Below are 1,516 nucleotides of genomic sequence, written 5' to 3'. Positions count from 1 at the left end.
GCTTGCGCACGGCATACGTCATACCGTTGCAGCCTTATGGCAACAAATCGTAGATTCTGACGGACGTTGCGAGTCCGACGGCGATAAACTGCCGCGATGGCGTACGTACACCTGTGCGCAGGCTGCGATGGTTAGAATCGAGAGCAGGAGACAGATTGACCAAGGAACAACGATGCTCCGAAGCAGATTGGAATGAGTGTGATACTGCAGGCCGGGCCATGACAGTACGACCGGAGCATGATCGCACCGCCATACCGCCGCTGATGCCATGGTTGGTGTTCGTCGGCTGCTGCATGATGTCGTTCGTCGGCTCCGGTCTGCTGATCAACACCGCAGGCCTCTATTTCGACGCGATAAGCCGGGATCTAGGTGTGAGCCGAGCCGCATCGGCACTGCCGGTATCTATCCGCCTCATCACCAGCGCGTTAACTATGCTCGTCGTCGGGCGGCTGTTCAGCCGTCTGAACCTTCGTCTTGCACTCAGCCTCTGCATTCTGATATGTAGCGCAGCGTTCGTTGCATGCGCGTTCTGCAGCAGCATCCGACAGTTCAACGTGGCGTTCGCCATCATGGGCGTGACCTACGTGCTGCCGGTCACGATCGCACCACCGGTATTGCTGTCGAGCTGGTTCCCTGACCGTTTCGGCACAGTAATGGGGATTTCCGGCTGTCTCTCTGGATTCGGTGGAGCACTGTTCAATCCAGTCGTGTCGATGGTAATCACGCAATATGGCTGGCGCATGGCGTATGCATTGACCGGCTTGACCCTGGCAATACTTCTGTTGCCGTTCACGATGACCGTGTTCCGACTTGCCCCGCAATCCGGGAACACAACCCTTCCGGCACGGCATCCGACGATGCGCAAGGTTGAAGAATCGGCCGTATCATACATCAGCCATGCGTTCTTATTGCTCATCTCCGCCATGGTGATGCTGCAAATCGTCGCCGGCATCAATCAGCACATCTCCGCTTACGAGATTTCAATCGGACTGACGCTCACGCAGGGCTCGCTGGTGGTCACCAGCCGCATGTTCGGTGCCGCAGCAGGCAAATTCACGATTGGACCCATGCTTGACCGGCTACACCCACCATACGTAATCTTCGGATTCGCCGTCATCGGATTAATCGGCTGGACGGGACTATGGGCGGCCAACCGTCCGACCGCAGCCATTGCTGCCAGTTTCCTTGTAGGCATCGGCCAAGGGCTGCTCATGGTGGCTTTGCCGTGGACGATCCGGCGTGTATCCGGCGCAGCCGACTACGCGCGTGTCCTGTCAGTGATCGACGCAGCCGGGCAGGCCACCGTCGCGATTGCCACGACGGTCCACGGACTGGTATTCGACCTGACGGGGACTTATACGCCGTCGCTGATGACCAGCATTGTCCTCTACGGCTGCGCAGCCTGTTGCATAATCGCCGCATGGAAACGCCGCAGTCACTGACGAGACAGGAGATTCGTATGGAGCTTCACTAGTCCATACTCAACAGCCGTTCTGCCATGCCCTGGTTTGTGGCC

1 protein-coding gene is annotated in these 1,516 nt (G+C 58.1%); it reads left to right on the top strand.

The annotated features are described in order from the left end of the window. Positions 1-275: 275 nt before the first annotated feature. Positions 276-1,442 (top strand): MFS transporter, encoded by a 1,167-nt coding sequence (locus tag BREU_RS11105; protein ID WP_238567089.1) that lies wholly within the window; start codon positions 276-278, stop codon positions 1,440-1,442. The last annotated feature ends 74 nt before the right edge of the window (positions 1,443-1,516 follow it).

Source organism: Bifidobacterium reuteri DSM 23975 (genome assembly GCF_000741695.1).
GTDB lineage: Bacteria > Actinomycetota > Actinomycetes > Actinomycetales > Bifidobacteriaceae > Bifidobacterium > Bifidobacterium reuteri.
The sequence above is the reverse complement of the archived record's forward strand: the minus strand, read 5'-3'. Positions and strand labels throughout refer to the sequence as shown.